At 33.8% G+C, this 15,820-nt stretch carries 16 protein-coding genes; all 16 read right to left on the bottom strand.

The window, feature by feature from the left end:
• Positions 1 to 22 precede the first annotated feature (22 nt).
• Positions 23 to 346 carry a hypothetical protein gene (locus tag CLPA_RS19655; RefSeq protein WP_003444945.1) on the bottom strand — a complete coding sequence of 108 codons (324 nt, stop codon included), beginning with the start codon at positions 344 to 346 and terminating at the stop codon, positions 23 to 25.
• The gene (locus CLPA_RS20190) at positions 346 to 1,515 is read right to left on the bottom strand and encodes a phage minor capsid protein (protein ID WP_071167539.1); all 1,170 of its coding nucleotides are present in this window, start codon (positions 1,513 to 1,515) and stop codon (positions 346 to 348) included. The genes CLPA_RS19655 and CLPA_RS20190 overlap by 1 nt, the downstream gene beginning before the upstream one ends.
• Positions 1,512 to 1,979, bottom strand: coding sequence for a phage minor capsid protein (locus tag CLPA_RS21955; protein ID WP_034830549.1), 468 nt, complete (start codon positions 1,977 to 1,979; stop codon positions 1,512 to 1,514). Before CLPA_RS21955 ends, CLPA_RS20190 begins: the two co-directional genes overlap by 4 nt.
• Positions 1,980 to 1,981: 2 nt before the next feature.
• Positions 1,982 to 3,487, bottom strand: coding sequence for a hypothetical protein (locus CLPA_RS19670; protein WP_003444943.1), 1,506 nt, complete (start codon positions 3,485 to 3,487; stop codon positions 1,982 to 1,984).
• Positions 3,488 to 3,489: 2 nt separating this feature from the next.
• Positions 3,490 to 4,881 carry a phage terminase large subunit gene (gene terL, locus CLPA_RS19675; protein WP_034830630.1) on the bottom strand — a complete coding sequence of 464 codons (1,392 nt, stop codon included), beginning with the start codon at positions 4,879 to 4,881 and terminating at the stop codon, positions 3,490 to 3,492.
• The gene (locus CLPA_RS19680; RefSeq protein WP_034830628.1) at positions 4,874 to 5,395 is read right to left on the bottom strand and encodes a transposase; all 522 of its coding nucleotides are present in this window, start codon (positions 5,393 to 5,395) and stop codon (positions 4,874 to 4,876) included. The genes terL and CLPA_RS19680 overlap by 8 nt, the downstream gene beginning before the upstream one ends.
• Positions 5,396 to 5,611: 216 nt before the next feature.
• On the bottom strand, positions 5,612 to 6,160 hold the full coding sequence (locus CLPA_RS19685) for a hypothetical protein (RefSeq protein ID WP_003444940.1): 549 nt from the start codon (positions 6,158 to 6,160) through the stop codon (positions 5,612 to 5,614).
• A gap of 12 nt (positions 6,161 to 6,172) precedes the next feature.
• The gene (locus CLPA_RS19690; RefSeq protein ID WP_003444939.1) at positions 6,173 to 7,537 is read right to left on the bottom strand and encodes an SNF2-related protein; all 1,365 of its coding nucleotides are present in this window, start codon (positions 7,535 to 7,537) and stop codon (positions 6,173 to 6,175) included.
• Complete coding sequence (locus CLPA_RS19695) at positions 7,534 to 7,812, bottom strand: VRR-NUC domain-containing protein (RefSeq protein ID WP_003444938.1); 279 nt, start codon at positions 7,810 to 7,812, stop codon at positions 7,534 to 7,536. Before CLPA_RS19695 ends, CLPA_RS19690 begins: the two co-directional genes overlap by 4 nt.
• Positions 7,813 to 8,083: 271 nt before the next feature.
• A complete protein-coding gene (locus CLPA_RS19700) occupies positions 8,084 to 10,510 on the bottom strand; it encodes a virulence-associated E family protein (RefSeq protein ID WP_003444935.1) in 2,427 nt (808 codons plus the stop codon).
• A gap of 34 nt (positions 10,511 to 10,544) precedes the next feature.
• The gene (locus CLPA_RS21295) at positions 10,545 to 10,691 is read right to left on the bottom strand and encodes a hypothetical protein (RefSeq protein ID WP_155760405.1); all 147 of its coding nucleotides are present in this window, start codon (positions 10,689 to 10,691) and stop codon (positions 10,545 to 10,547) included.
• 119 nt (positions 10,692 to 10,810) lie between these two features.
• Positions 10,811 to 10,936, bottom strand: coding sequence for a hypothetical protein (locus tag CLPA_RS21960; protein WP_257786224.1), 126 nt, complete (start codon positions 10,934 to 10,936; stop codon positions 10,811 to 10,813).
• 34 nt (positions 10,937 to 10,970) lie between these two features.
• On the bottom strand, positions 10,971 to 11,996 hold the full coding sequence (locus tag CLPA_RS19705; RefSeq protein WP_003444933.1) for a nucleoid-associated protein: 1,026 nt from the start codon (positions 11,994 to 11,996) through the stop codon (positions 10,971 to 10,973).
• Between the two features lie 14 nt (positions 11,997 to 12,010).
• Positions 12,011 to 13,969, bottom strand: coding sequence for a DNA polymerase (locus tag CLPA_RS19710; protein WP_003444932.1), 1,959 nt, complete (start codon positions 13,967 to 13,969; stop codon positions 12,011 to 12,013).
• A gap of 4 nt (positions 13,970 to 13,973) precedes the next feature.
• Positions 13,974 to 14,534 carry a DUF2815 family protein gene (locus tag CLPA_RS19715; RefSeq protein WP_003444931.1) on the bottom strand — a complete coding sequence of 187 codons (561 nt, stop codon included), beginning with the start codon at positions 14,532 to 14,534 and terminating at the stop codon, positions 13,974 to 13,976.
• A gap of 121 nt (positions 14,535 to 14,655) precedes the next feature.
• Entirely contained in the window at positions 14,656 to 15,819 is a 1,164-nt protein-coding gene (locus CLPA_RS19720) for a DUF2800 domain-containing protein (RefSeq protein ID WP_003444930.1), read from the bottom strand.
• Between the last annotated feature and the right edge of the window lies 1 nt (position 15,820).

The following is a 15,820-nucleotide window of genomic DNA, read 5'->3' on the forward strand; positions in this document are numbered from 1 at the left end:
ATCTTTACTTAGTAAGTGCTTTTTAAAAATCCAACCCAATAAAAGTATTTTTATCTATGGCTAAATTCAATGCATCTATTAACTTTTTACAACTTAATTCTTTCTTTTCCGCTATACTTAATGCTGTGTTTAAATTATCTCCTTTTATTTCTTCTGATTCATAATCGTCAATTAACAAATTACATTTATCATTAATCTCTTCAAATACTCCAGAAGAATATATTTTGTCAAACTCTTCTTTCGTCAACTCAAACACAGTAATGTTTTTTGAATCTTCTTCACCATAATTATATTCTTCCGCTCCCAAAGAATTTAAAGGAACCGAGATATACCGTATTTTTTCCATTAGTTATCACCATCCTTATTCTTAAAATGTGTTAGTGGCTCATATTCTTCCTTGCTTCTACCTTTTTGCTTACCGTCCACAATCTTATTGGTTGGATTATTTCCTTGCAAATCTAAATAACTTCTTTTCCCTTTTATAGATAAATCCTGTATTCTAAAATAATTACCTTTAATATCATATACTATTTGGATATTAGAATCATTACTCATATATAATATCTTACCTTTTTCTAATTTTTTAATAACTGTATGATTAGGAACAAATCTATTTATTGAATCCTTTAAACTTGCTTCTTTCCAATACTTAGAGAATTCCTTTGCTCTAACAGCACCGTCTCTTTTTATCTTAGCATTTTCAGCATTAGTTTTCAATGGTTCTTTATTTACCTTTACATCTTTATTGTTTATTCCTGGTCCAGGTTTTTCCCTGCTGTAATCTCTTCTAAGCTGTGGATTATCCTTTAAGTGCTGCCTTAGTTTAGCTTGTAATTCTTTAGCTTTATCACTAGCCATCTTTTCATCTTTAGGATCTAAAGAACCAGCTTCACGTCTTTTCCATCTTCTTATTTCCCTTTCAATAGCTCTCTGCCTTTGCTCTGCTTTATAATTAGCATTAATTACATCTTCCTTAGGTACTTTAGGCAATTTTGTTATGCCTGGAAAGTAAGTTGCTAATGTATGCCTACAATTAGGGTGTAATAATCCTTTGGCCATAGCTTCACTTAAGAGTGGATAATCTCCATCAGCTTTAGTGCCATGACTGAATACATCATCTATGAGTATTTTCCCTTGCCAGGGTAAACACAATTTACAGGTATTTGCATGAGCTGATACAACAACTAAATGTATACCCCATTCATCACGCTTTTTTCCTTCTCCAAGGAAAGTTGCTCTTTGACTTGCTGTTCTAAGAGCCATTTCCGCATAACTAGCAATATTTACTCTCTTACCATCTTTATACACTATTGAATTTACACCTTTATCTAAGAAGTCCTTAGTAGCCATATCAATAGCCTGGTTTAAGCTTGTAGCTCCAGATTGTAAATATACATGGGTTTTATATATTGTCTGCCTGTATACATCATCCATTTTTCTAAGTATGGAATGTTCTGCTGTATTAATATCCTTCTTAACTGAATCTGTAAGAGCTTTAAGCTTTTTATCATTCATGCCAAAGAAATTATTCTCCTGCGGAGGTGGATTATTCTTAGGTGCTTTTTCGGGTATAACTTTTGGCAATATATCAGATAAAGGCTCCATACCAGTTTCAAGAGTTTTTTATCAGTATTTATAGGTTTTAAGTCTTTTGGCAAATCAATTTCTGGATACTCTTTTTTTGCCTTCTCTGCAGCTTTTTCTACCCTGTTTTCTCCAGCATTAAAACTTTCCTCTAACACATCATCAATGGTTTTCTGTATAGGGGCGCTGTATTCTCCAATGATTTTCTGATTTTCTTTTCTGTACTTCTCAATATTTCTAAGTTTGGATAGCTGCCACTGTTCCCACTCAAAACCTTCTTTTATTTGCTCTTCCTTATGTCTGAAAAAAGTTCTTTTTAATGCAGAAATTAGGTCCAGTTCCATTCTTTGAAATATTTCTCTAAGGCTATATGGGTTCTTATTTTCATCAGCCATAACTATTCACCTACATTATTGAGTTCATTTGTTATGTCGTCATCTTGACCGTTAATTCCAGGTTCATCTAACGTAGTCATCCCGGATTGTTCTTTTATTCTTTGAACTTCCTCAGCCTTTTCTTCATCTGTCCAGGTATCTCCATACATTTCTTCAACGCACTGCTCTATAGACATAATTCCATTCATTTTAGCCTTGCCCACGGTATCCACTACAGTATCAAAGGAAGGACTTGCATATTCACCAAAGTTTATAGTAGCTTCATATTCTCCAGGGGCCTTACTGTGCAGTAAATCATTTACCTGTAATGCTATGGAAACCACCTCAGGGATAACTTCCGTAAGTACATCAATTATTTTCCCTCTGGTGTATAATGTGGTCTTTTCCTTTTCCCTTTGCGCTTCTGCATTATCTGTCTTTTTAAGGTCTATTCCAAGGGTAGCAGGACTTATTATTCCTTGTAGGCACATATCAAGGTTACTGGCATAAGTTTCAACAAAAGCACTGTAATTTACCTCAGCTTGAACTACATCCATTTTATCAATTGCATTTTCACTCAAAACAGTTTTTCTTGAAATAAATTGATTATCAAAAGGATTAGGCTCTAAAACTTCACCTGTAGAAGGATTTATAGGAAGCAGTTCCTTAGGAATATATTTCTGCACTCTTCCTGCCCTAATTGCATCTACCCATTGGCTTATAGTTTCATCCAGTGCGTCAAAGGAATCGCTCTTACTGTCAAATATACTTTTACCTCTACCATCAAATTTTTGGCTTTTAAAGAACATCATAGGTACCGCCATAATAAAGTTTCCATCAAAGGTTGTATCTTTTAATTCCGATGTCTCTTCTACAGTATTAATGGCCACTTCTTTTCCTGAATCATCATAGAGCATATACTTTATATATCCTTTGCCAAAGGTTTCTTGAAGAGTATAGTTTCTATTTTCCTTAGCATAGTTAGTATAGAATATTATCTCCTGAATCCTTCCCCGTTTTACGGTGTATTCAACTCTTTCACCGCCGTAATAATCGATAATAGGATATGGTGTTACATCTGTATCTACGGTTATCTTGAAAGCTCCATCACCAGTTACAAGAGTTTCAACTATAGCTTCACCAATAACTTTATTAAAATTATTATCGTCGCTTATTTCTTCAAATAAAGTATTTAATTCATCTGAACCAACATCTATACCCTCAATATCCGCTACGATAATATCTCCCAATCGCTCTGCTATCATAGCTGGAATTCCTGAATGTATCTTTCTTATATTTAATTTATCGCTAGGTACTGCACTCCAAAACCTTGATTGGCTAACTAAATCTCTTGCAGACTGTTTAAAAAATTGATCCAGCTCTGATGGATCACCGCGGTACCATATTCTGTTTTTAAGCACATTCCCTTGAAAACTTAAAGGCTCTATTATATTTATTGTTTTATCAGGTGCAGGTCTTATATTTAATAGTTTCATTACTTTTGTTGCCATATTCTTTAACCACCCCATTCTTAACCTCCTAACATAATCATTGTTTCCGCTACTCCTGTAGTTGCATCTGGAGCATCATCATGTTTGTTGTCTCCTTCTCTTTGGTAAGTTGCCATAGCCTTATAATAATCAGGCCATCTGTCTCGCCAATTCACAGGATAATAAATGTGGTCCATTACCCAGGTGCTATGTGAAAGTATTCTTGCATTTTTATTCTTGGATTGATGAAACCATTTAACACTAGTTCTAAAGTTCTTAAGGATTTCCTCCATTATTCTTATAACAGCTCTGGCAAAACCACTCCCGCCGTTATTACCTTCTACTCTGCTTCTGTTTACTTCATGTTTTGTAAGAGCTTCAGCAACTGCCTTCTCAGTTACACTCATAGGATTTTTAGTGTATATAATGTCAAGAATATAGGCTTCATGATTGTATGCACCCCATATGATATTGCATAGATAGTCAGCTCCTTCATCTGCTGTATCTGTGTAGCTGAATATTTCAGTAAATAAAGGATTACCGCTATGATCTTTAGGTATTTCAGTATAAGTTTTAAAATCCTCGTACAATTTACCCTTTAAATCAATAGGTATTTGCTGATAGTTTGCACTGGCAATATCCTCACCCATAGCTCTGATTTTTGATTTATAAGTTCTATGTGATAGTATTTCATCACATAGCATAGTTCCGTCATCTTGAAGGGCTTTCATGCTTATATGCTTTATCTTCTTTCCTTCTTCAATGAAATGCTCCAATGCTCTTCCTGCTAAATCTCCGGTGGACCATCTAGTCATGATGATAATGATTTTGCCACCTTCTTCAAGTCTTGAAAGCATTGTATTAGTAAACCATTCCCAGTGCTTTTCTAAAGTATTTTCATTGTTGGCTTCTTCGGAGTTCTTGATTAAATCATCTATTATCATGAGAGAGCATCCAAAACCTGTCGCAGTACCTGTAGGAGATGTAGCCAGATAATTGTTATAGCCATTTTCTAAGGACCACAGGTTCATAGCTCCATCACCTTTTTTTATCCTAGTATTAGGGAATATATCAGAGTAAACTATTTTGTCCTTATCTGCTTTTTCCTCTAATATGCCATTTCTTACTGCTTTAGAGAATGTAGTGGATAAAGTCTCATTGTATGATCCTGTCATAATCTTTTCATTCTGATTTTTTCCTAATACCCATTCAACAAAATTAGAAGCTGTTCTTGATTTTCCATGTCTTGGCGGTAGATTTAATACAAGTACTTCATCCTCACCCTCATAGAAGTTTTGAAAACCCTCACAAAGCTCCACAAGATATTCTCTATTCCTCTTATAGAAGTCAGGAGCCATTAAATTGCAAAAAGAAAAGAACTCACGTCTTGCGAGTTCTAACTTTGCTCCTAAAGCTATTTCCTTTTTATCCATCTTCATCACAAGAAGCTGCTAACTTCTTAAGCTCTTCTGTAGATAAATCTTTATATGGGTTATTAATTGTTACATTACCACTGTGCTGTAATTCCTGCTTATCTCTCCACTGCTGCTGCTTTCTATTCTTAAGCCAAAATATTTGTGCTGTAGTATCTGGTGCTACTTCTTTTTTAACTGTTTTAGTAACTACCATTTCATACACTGGAAATCCATGTATATCTTCTAAAGGCCTACCTCGTGCATCCTTCTTTAGCATTAACTCTTTGGTAACTTCTGTATATTTATATCCTAATGCTCTTTTTAAGAGTGCATTCTCAACCTCAAAGTCAATTATCTCTTTCCCCTTTTTTAGGGCTTCGGAAACTTCGGAATGTTCTTTCTTATGTTTATAGAAAGTAGTCAATCCTATACCTAAGTTATTTGCTATCTGCTTATCAGTGAGCCCTTCACGTGCCCAACCTTCAATTAGAATCAATTTATCCTTGATATCTTCCCATTTTGATTTTGCCACTAGACTCACCTCACTTTCTATTCTAAACATAGCAAAAGAACGCCCACTAAAGGCGTTCCCTGCACAAGATATTTAAATTTTTATAATTTTACACAATATCATTTTCTCATATTATAAAAGGTACGTCAATTCCACGCAAAAGGACATTTTTTATCAGCTAAATTATGGCTACTTTGGCTATATTACTGGGATTACGGTATCTTGACAAGGACATTCTTAAAGCCTTATTCCATCTATTCCGAAAAATAAAATACTTAAATCTTCAATCGCACCTCTTACATCTCTTCCAATCGTTTTAACAGTAACATTGAAATGCTCTGCCACCTGTTCATACGTTGGTACCACTTCATCCTTAGATGGATCGATATACATGTATTTAATTATCCTATATCTTCTCTCTTTAATTTTACCCTCGCTTTTACATATCGCCTGATAATATTTCATGGCTTTGTTAATATGCCCCACTATAATTAAAGTCCTTATCTTGGTCCTGCTTAAAGCTTGAATGTACTGCTCTTCATCATTGATAGCTTCTATATCGTCTAATACATCTACAGCATTCTTTTCGTAAATGGCATTAGTAGAACTATCCGATATTTTATTATGAATCTTAAGCCCCCTATAATGCTTAAGCAGTAGTCTTGTATTTCTAAGTCTCCGGTCATATCTCTTCTTGGTTTTATAGTATTCCTGCTCCTTTATATATTTAATTCCTTCTCGAACACCTATTTTAACAGCTTCATCATAACTTATATTCTGCTCCATGCTATCAACCTCCTAGCTCTTATATTTTTGAATTCTAGCTTTCACAGCTTCCAGTAATGTATTTTGATTTATTTCTTTACTTCCTAAAGCTCTCATAACATCTTCATCAACTGTCCCTTTGCTTATCAAGTGATGTATTATTACATTCTCTTTTTGACCCTGTCTATAAAGTCTTGCATTAGCCTGTTGATAGAGTTCCAAGCTCCATGCAAGCCCAAACCAAACAATAATATTTCCTCCATACTGAAGATTAAGTCCATGTCCTGCTCCTGCTGGATGAACTAAAAGTACTGGTATTTTACCCTCATTCCATTTCTTAATATCTTTAGAATCTTCAAGTCCTGTAGCAGATACCTTTTTAGATTTTAGAAAGCTTTTAATTCTATCAAAGTCATGTTTAAAACTATAAAACACTAATACTGGTTTTCCGTTTGCTGCTTCAATAATATCTAACAAAGCTTTTAACTTTTCCTCATGAATTTCTACAACATCATGATTTTCTGAATAAATAGCTCCATTGGACATTTGGAGTAATTTGTTAGTAAGTACTGCTGCATTAGCTGCGGTTATATCGTCTTCTCCAAGTTCTAAAACAAGATCCTTTTCAAGCTGCTTATATTTATTAATTATTCTATCAGATAAATTTATATTTATTTCATTATCAATTCTTTCAGGCATATTTAAATAATCTTCTGCTTTCATAGAAATACAAATATCAGATATTTTATTATGAATTGCTTCTTCTGCACCTTCTTTAAGATTCCAATTATAAACCACAAATTGATTTCTATTACCAGGTGTAAAATACTGCTCCTTATAGCTTGAAATAGTTTTACCTAACCTTTTCCCACCATCAAGTAAATAAAGCTGTGACCATAAATCTATTAAACTATTAGGTGCTGGTGTTCCAGTAAGTCCTACTATTCTTTTAAAATAGGGTCTAACTTTTCTTAGTGCTCTAAATCTTTTAGCTTTAGAAGATTTAAAGCTTGATAGTTCATCTATGACCACCATATCAAAGGTCCAGTTCTTAAAACATCTCTCTACTAGCCAATCTACATTTTCCCTATTAGTTATATAGATATCTGCATCTATATTTAAAGCTATTGTTCTTTCCTTTACAGATCCTAAGACCTTAGATATCTTTAAATTAAGATGGTCCCATTTATCTATTTCAGTACTCCATGTATCTTCTGCTACTCTTAGTGGTGCTATAACTAAAATTTTATTTACTTCTCCAAGAAATAATAAGTCATCTATTGCAGTAAGTGTAGTGACGGTTTTACCTAAACCCATATCTAGGAAAAGACCTGCTGCTGGATTATTTAAAATGTGATTAGCTGCATATTCCTGATAACTATGAGGTATGAATTTCATGTTCTCACCTCTCTTATAAACATATCTACTTTTTCTACTGTATCTAAAGTTCTCACTTCAAAACCTAAACATCTTAATTCTTTTGCTCTAAACTCTTGGATTTTTCTCAATTTTTCACCGGGTGCTTTAAGCTCTACAAATATTATCTTTCCATGTGGTAATAGAACAATCCTGTCTGGCACTCCTGTCACACCAGGGCTAACGAACTTTAATGCTTTTCCACCTATCTGGTCTATTTTATTTTTAAGTCTTTTTTCAATTTTACTTTCTTGCAAGATATCACCTTCTTAATTTTAAGTGTGAACACTGTGAACAATTTTTCTATATATATATATATCCGTGTATTAGGCGTGTATATGTATATACGTATACGCCTAATTATATAAATACTACTTATATATTATTTTTTGTTCACATTGTTCACATTAGGCTTTAAACCCTTGGTATCACTAGCTTTATAGTGTGAACAAATGCGTGAACAAAGCAAAATTTTATGTTCACATTGTTCACGTTGGTAAAAACTGTAAAATATTACTTTGTTCACACTTATTCACGTATAAAAGCTCTTTGAGTTCCATAAATTTTACCAAATCGTAATCTACCCTCATAACTTTTCCATCCTTCAATCCCTTTGAGAATATCATTAATTTCTCTTGACTGCATAGGATTAAGCTGTTTAGGATCACCATTAAAAAGCTCTACCCATATTTCCATAACACAAGTTTTATCTCGCCTAATATTGCCCTCTGGAATGTCCCCAAAATCCGAGCCCTGAATATAGCTTCTTTTCTCGGAAATGCTTAAATTATACCAATTATCAGTGATAGGCTTATTTAAATATTCTTCAATTAATCCAGCCTTTGCACTTTCTTCTGAATGAGAATCTTGCTGTCTTTCAGCTTCCTTTAATTCCTCTTTATTTAAATGTAATGGTTCTTTATTATTCCATAGCTCTACAGCCTCAGCCCATATCTGATCTATTTCATTATCAAGGTCCCCATACACTTTTTTAGTAGTTTTCTGGATTCCTACATCTATTGGCCAAAATCTTCTATTACCTGTTTTATCTCTTAAAAATTCTCTATCATTAGTGGTACCAATAAATATGCATTGCCTTGGAAAGCGACTTGTTCTTCTTCCATAAGCTACTCTATAAATGTCCTCAGTCTTAGATAAGAAATGTTTTGTAGCTTCGATGTCAGCTTTCTTTGTGGCCATCATTTCTCCCATTTCCAGGAGCCATACACCTTGAAGCTGTTCATATGCTTCTTTACCACTAACAGTTGTTAAGCTATCAGAATACCACTCCATACCAAGCTTTTTTATAATGGTACTTTTATATATGCCCTGTGGACCTGAGAGTACTGGCATGTTATCAAATTTAATACCAGGAACAAAAATTCTTGCTACTGCTGCAACTATTATTTTTCTCGTTACAGTTCTTACATATGAATTATCTTCCGCACCTAAATAGTCTATAAATAAAGTACTTACTCTCTCTTTACCATCCCATACTAAGTTATTTAAATATTCTTTCACTGGATGGAATGAATGCTTTTCAAAACTTAATGCTAGAGCATCAGCACATTTTGCAGTACTTGAAATGCTATAATATTTTTCAATAAATTCTCTAAGTCCACTATCATCAGTATCATTCCAATCTGATTTATTATTTTTACTTCTCCATGGAAGCTGGCCAATGACTACAGCTCTATTGGAAAATTCATTGTAGGCTATCTTTCCTTTAAGCAGTGGTTCATTTTCTATTATTAATAAAAAGTTGCTTATTGTACTTCTAAGCTTTCCCTGTTCTGTATAAGTAAGTTCTTTAAGCCACTTCGTGTCTATATCTACATCAGTTTCAACTACTCCAAAATCCTCCTGGGCCTTTTCAAGCTTTTCTCTGCCTAGAGTCTCCATTACTTTTTCATTATTACTTGCAAACTCACTCATTCTAGTAAATGACGGTAGTCTATTAACTGGTGTATCTGCCTTGGCTTCATCATCTAAAGAACTAAATTTATGAATTCTTACTAAATCAAAGGCATTACACAAAATTCCGCTTGTAGGATCCGTACCATGATGGCTAAAACTAAATTTATCTTCATAAACTACAACTCCACCAGTGGTACTTCCTTCTGAATAGGTATATCTGGTTTCATCAGTACCAGGTACATATATTTCATTTAAAAATTCTCCTATAGCTTCAGTTATTGTGTAGGTCCTGCAGAATGCACCAATGACCCCCTTCTTTTCTAAAGGATCTTCCTGCTTCTTTATTGCACTTGTAATCTTTGCCCTAGCTCTGCTACTCTCTGGCCAATAACTAACATCTTGCCAACCAAAAGTATATCTTGCGAGTACTTCATCCGGATTAAGCCATTGCAGGTCCTGTACTTTAAAAACATATTCTCCATCACTTGAAGTTGATGGCCAATACATAAGTCTTGATGGTTCATAAGTTGTATCGTCAAACTGATCTATTCCTAAATCATCTGCAACCATTCTACTTACTGCCTGATATTCGTCCGGAAGTACTGGTCTACTTAATGGAATAACTAGTCTTAATCTTTGATTATCCGGTGCATGTGTATGAGTTGAATACATTGTAACCGAGAAGTCCCATAGAAGCTCTATAGAGCTCCATATATCACCTTTAACATAATCCAAGTCTAATGTTAATAAAGTTCTGTTAGCAACGTTCTCAGCTTTTCTGCGGCCATTCTTTAAGCTTCCACCTACAAAGCCACCAACATCTTTAAGATTATCCCTCTCTGTCTTAGGAAGCTTCTTATATTCTGCATAAGTCTCAGGTGTTCTTGTAGTGGTTGAAAGCTTTTTAATTAAGTCAGAATACATAATGGTTTTGTTCTTCCAATGGGTTTCTTTTTTACTTTTTCCGGTGGCTAGAGTAATAGATCCATCATGTTTAATTTTTGTAATTATTAGTGTATCTTCTTTTTTATATTCCACATTACCCCCCCCTCACACATGAGTGTTTATTTTGCTAATCTTTATATTTAGGCAATACTCCTTTAATAATCCATTGAATGCCCCAGCATAGTCTAAATACTTCTTCTCCTTTATAAGTAACCTGTAAATCAAGTCCTATAATTATAAAACTGATTACTGCGGCATTAAAAAATGTTTCCATGGCATTCACCTTTCTTCTTCTATATCAAAATCACTTATATGCGATTGACTTACATTGCCTCGGTTTGCTTCTTCAATTAAGCCCCAATCTATTTCCGTTATCTCTAATTTACTACCATCTTATAATACAAGCTGCATACCTTCGATATCATCAAATACTATATCTGTTGCTTTTTCTTCATTCTCAGATTTAACCATAAAACTAATTCTTGCGGCTAAACTTACACCACCGTAAAATTCTTTCATAATCATTCCGCCATTTCATTTGTGGTATAATCAATTATTTTTCAACGTAATTTTCTATATTCTTGATTATCATATTAATGCTACCATCACCATTATCTTTGATTTCAAATTTATTGATATCCTTATAGGCATCATCTGTTATGCTTAAATCTATATCACTGCTTACTTTGATTTTTAATTTACTAAGCTTTTTCTCCAAGTATTCTTTATCAATTTCAATATTTTCTAAGTCCCTATCCTGCATATAAGCTATAAAGTTTTCTTGATTTTCTTTAAAAGGTAGTAATTTCTTTGCCAATTCATAAATATCTATTTCATCATTAGTGTTTAATGCAAACTTTATATTGCTTCTTAATTTTTCAGCTTTTACTGCTTCATTTTTAAAGTTACTCCTGGTCCAGATCTCTACAGCATTTAAAAATTGCTTTGTTTTATCTCTATCATTTTCAACTAAATAGCCTTTTAGAAATTTATCTACAAAATAATTTTTATCATATTCGTCTGAATCCTTAAGGTATTCTTTATCAAATACTAACAAATCATATTCCTGGTTTTCTCTTACAGGTTTAATAAATGCAGCCTTTTGTATCTTCTTTTTATCCGGAAGAACTGTTTTTATAGATGTTAGTTGTACTCCAACATTATCATCTACTAAATCAATATGATGTGTGTATTGTTTGATATAATCTATTTTTAGTATCCCAATCATTGGGCCATATTCAGTACTAAAAGAAACTACTAAAAGGTCACATGAGGGAATAGTATTTATTTGATTCATAAAATGAAATAAGCTTTTTGCTATAATAGATGATGAAGGTAATATATTAACTCTCCCGTCTAAATAACGTTGACATGTATCTTTTATTATGTTTTTTTTATCCATAAATTTAGCATATCTTAAATTATCATCTTTAAGTACTCTCTCTATATGACTTAGAATAAATCTATATGAATCCTCATTAATATCCAGCTGATAATTATTCAAGATAGGTTCATCTGCATTATTATCTAACACGTGAAGCACTGCTTCATTTATACTTATATCTCTAATTTTATCCATTTTACACTCTCCTTTTAATCTTTCATATAATAACTACATTCATATCCATCAGCTTTAAGTGGAAGTCCTGGAGCCCAGTCTATTGGTTCTCCAAATATCTTATTGACTTCTTCTATAGCTCCATAGTCCTTAGGTACATCCATTATAATTTCATCATGTACATGCATTACTATTGGATATCCTGCTTTTTCAACTTTAAACATAGCTTCAGCAAGACAATCTCTTGCAGTAGCCTGAACTATATTTTCCACTAACTTAGGGCCATAGGTATCTATTCTTTTCCACTGTTTACTTGTTTGTTCCATACCTTCATAAGTTATCTTATCCCCACTAAACTTTTCATGAGGTTCTATCTTAGGTCTTATATAAGATAATCTTCTACCAGAAGGTAACTGTATAAATAAAACCCCTGGATCATATATAAACTTAATTCCATGCTGTAAAGTTACTGTAGTTCTCTCTTTGATAGCCTTTTTAGCTGCTTTGTCACAATCCCACCAAAAGGTAGTTATATGAGTATTAGCATTTCTCCAATGCCGCACAAGCTCTGGAAGTTCTTCTTCAGGAATACTCTTTTTCTTATCCATAGATGTGAGAGCTCCTACACTTCCACCATACCCAAGTGCAAGTTCTGCTATTTTTCCCTTTTGTCTAAGGTCAGAACCTTTCTTGATGCTATCTATGGGTACTTTAAACATTTGACTTGCTGAAGCTTCATATATCTTCCCATGAGTTTTGAAAACTTCAAGTCTCCATTGTTCTCCTGCAAGCCATGCTATAACTCTAGCTTCAATAGCACTAAAGTCAGCTACCATGAATCTATTTCCTTCTCTAGGCACAAAAGCTGTTCTTATAAGCTGTGAAAGAGTATCTGGAATACTATCATATAAAAACTCTACATCATCAAATCTACCTTCCCTTATGCAGTTTCTGGCATCATCTAAATCCGGTAAATGGTTCTGCGGTAGATTCTGTACTTGAACTAATCTTCCTGCCCATCTTCCTGTTCTATTAGCACCATAAAATTGCAATAAACCATGAGCTCTACCATCTTTACACCTAGCTCTCTGCATAGTTTCATATTTTTTAATACTTGTTTTGGCCATAAGCTGCCTTAACTCTAAAATTCTCTTTACTTTTTCATCATTAGATTCTTCTAAAAGTCCTGGAATACTGTCTTTTGTAAGACTTGTAATTTCATGGCCAACTCTATCACCAATCCATTTTTTTAATTGAGCTGCACTATTGGGGTTTCTAAGCCCTGTTAATTCTATAGCTTCAATTTTAAGTTTTTCAGTGTATTTTGTGTCACATTCTATAGCTTTTTCTATCAATACTAAATCAGTGCCAACACCTCGGTCATTAATCTTTTGGTCCAGTTCCCATAATTTCTGTTCCTTATCTAGTGTTTTATACCTAGATAGTTTATTTCTTATACCCCTTTCAACTTCAACGTCTTGTTTACAATATAATTTAAAAGTTTCCCACTTCTCCGGTGCATGTTCTGGAAGGTTTCTAGTTCTTCCACCATTAGACTTAGTTGGCTTACATGGTTTACAGAAATATTGTATTAAAGCTTTACCTTCTTTCATTTTCTGCTTATCTTCTGGAAAATGCATTGCCTTACCTACCATATCAAGTGAACCAGGTAATCCCATAGTATAGGCTTTTACCATAGTACATTGCCATTGCTCCGGCAGACAATTTATTAGTATAAAATCATTACTAATAGCGTTTCTTTCAAAATTAGCATTAAAAGCAGTCTTTATAATATCCGGATTCTCAAGAGCTTCTATTACCCTATCCGGTAAATCTTCACCACTCATTAAATCTACAAGTTGAACTGGTTCATCATTGAAAGCATAAGCAAATAGCATTATTTCAAAAGCTGGGGACTCACAATATTTGTAAGCCCCAACATTCTTAATATCTAAATCACTATATGTTTCAACGTCTATAGCTAACGTATCCATCATATTAACCTAAGAAATCATCTTCAGCAGATTCTACAGCGTCAAAATCATCTTCGGCTCTAGTGAATCCTCCTAATGGATCTCCATCAGCTAATTTTTGAACATTCCCAAGTCCGCAAGCTACCCCTTTATTTCCTGAAGCACTGTATGGGTAAAAGTTAAGTGTTAATCTACCATAGCAGCCACTATATACTTCTGTAGCATCAAGTATTGGTTGTACACTTGCATCTACTACACCCGGTTTATTTTTGCTGTTAGCATTTAAGAAGTAGCAACCTGTATAAGCTTCATCATCAGGTCTTTCACTATCCCCATCTCTAAGAGGTGTTTTAAGATTAGGCGGTACTTTTCCTCCCCATTTAACTTTTCCTTGCTCCTTAACTTCTGCTACAGCTTCCTTGATAGCTTTTAATGTTTCTGTATCAGTCTTAGGTATAATTACACTTACACTGTACTTTGGTTCATTTCCTTCTATAGCATGAGGCTCAAATAGGTGTGCATAGCTTAATCTAACCTTTCCTGTAGTTACTTTTGTTCCATTTCTAGTTGCTTTAATATTTGACATAATTATCTTCTCCTTTATATTTGAATTATTTAACTTCTTAGTCTATATACGTACATCTGTTATTGTGAAAAAAGAAACATGTAGGGTCATTACATTCTTCACAAGCTTTAAAATTAATCTTTCACTTTTCTTTAACTTCTTGAAAATCTGCCTTGGCAGAATTAAATACTGGTCTTTTATCGTCTTCATTCACAAGCACTGGTTTTCCTGGTGGCTTTACAATAAACTCACCTACAAGCTCTGTAAGTTTTTTCTTACCAACTAATTTCTCCATATTGGTTAGTCCTTGAAGTTCCTTTGGTTTATAAATTTTATCTTCTTTATACTCATTATTGAGAAGTATTTCAGCTACCTTTTCAGTATCTGTATACTTTCTATTACTTCTACCCTCAACTATCTTCCAGCCTTCATAATTGGCCCCCTGTAAAGCTTGGTCTAAAGCATATTCTTGTATATCTTTTGCCCACTTAGATAGTTCTTCAGCTTTACCTAAGATATCTGCAATATCTTTGTCACTTAAGGTATCACTAGTTCTAAATTCATACTTAGCTAATTCCAGGTTCTTATCAGCTCTGGCCTTGCATACTGTTTTAGCTCTGCAAAATCCGCAGTGTTCTCCGGCACAAAATTCTCCTTCACCATTAAATGCAAGTTGTGCAGTAGGTTTTACAAATTCTTCTGCCCATTCTATAAGTTCATCTGCTGATATTTCATCAGTACTTATAGAATCAAGTCTAGGTTGGATAATAGTCATTTTTACATTCTCAATATCATACAAGAAACCAAACTCTGCTATAGCTCCTAAAGCGTATAATCTCATTTGTTTATTCCCTATAGCTGATACTGGAACACCTTTTCCATACTTCAAGTCACATATTTCCATAGTTCCATCTGCAATTATTACAAAATCACCAGTTCCAAATCCTTCAGGTACCCATTCACTAAAATCAAGTCTTTGTTCTATCTTAAATAATGCATCTTTTGTCTTTGCCTTAGCTTCGGATACCTTCTCTAAACATGTATTAACATAAGTTTCTACATAGTCAGGCATATCAGCTGTATAAAGTTCATGTGATTCTATCTTTTTAATTTCTGAGTTTAATTTCCTTTTATTTATTTCACCTAAGCTGTGCTTTAAATTAATTTCCCCAAGTTCATGTGCAAGAGTTCCTTCTGCTGCATATGGACTGGTCCTATTTTCAAATTTCTGTTCAAGTCTCGCACAAGGAGGACATGCCATCCACCTTGATGCAGAGCTTGCACTTAATATTGCATGCTGTGCCATA

It is taken from the genome of Clostridium pasteurianum DSM 525 = ATCC 6013 (genome assembly GCF_000807255.1).
GTDB classification, from domain to species: Bacteria; Bacillota; Clostridia; order Clostridiales; family Clostridiaceae; genus Clostridium_I; species Clostridium_I pasteurianum.

Coding starts and splice junctions, on each gene's coding strand:
- CLPA_RS19710 (WP_003444932.1), bottom strand. CDS start 13,969: ATGGATACGTTAGCTATAGACGTTGAAACATATAGTGATTTAGATATT.
- CLPA_RS19670 (WP_003444943.1), bottom strand. CDS start 3,487: ATGGGGTGGTTAAAGAATATGGCAACAAAAGTAATGAAACTATTAAAT.
- CLPA_RS20190 (WP_071167539.1), bottom strand. CDS start 1,515: ATGAATGATAAAAAGCTTAAAGCTCTTACAGATTCAGTTAAGAAGGAT.
- CLPA_RS21295 (WP_155760405.1), bottom strand. CDS start 10,691: ATGGAAACATTTTTTAATGCCGCAGTAATCAGTTTTATAATTATAGGA.
- CLPA_RS19685 (WP_003444940.1), bottom strand. CDS start 6,160: ATGGAGCAGAATATAAGTTATGATGAAGCTGTTAAAATAGGTGTTCGA.
- CLPA_RS21955 (WP_034830549.1), bottom strand. CDS start 1,979: ATGGCTGATGAAAATAAGAACCCATATAGCCTTAGAGAAATATTTCAA.
- terL (WP_034830630.1), bottom strand. CDS start 4,881: ATGGATAAAAAGGAAATAGCTTTAGGAGCAAAGTTAGAACTCGCAAGA.
- CLPA_RS19720 (WP_003444930.1), bottom strand. CDS start 15,819: ATGGCACAGCATGCAATATTAAGTGCAAGCTCTGCATCAAGGTGGATG.
- CLPA_RS19690 (WP_003444939.1), bottom strand. CDS start 7,537: ATGAAATTCATACCTCATAGTTATCAGGAATATGCAGCTAATCACATT.
- CLPA_RS19705 (WP_003444933.1), bottom strand. CDS start 11,996: ATGGATAAAATTAGAGATATAAGTATAAATGAAGCAGTGCTTCACGTG.
- CLPA_RS19715 (WP_003444931.1), bottom strand. CDS start 14,534: ATGTCAAATATTAAAGCAACTAGAAATGGAACAAAAGTAACTACAGGA.
- CLPA_RS21960 (WP_257786224.1), bottom strand. CDS start 10,936: ATGAAAGAATTTTACGGTGGTGTAAGTTTAGCCGCAAGAATTAGTTTT.
- CLPA_RS19655 (WP_003444945.1), bottom strand. CDS start 346: ATGGAAAAAATACGGTATATCTCGGTTCCTTTAAATTCTTTGGGAGCG.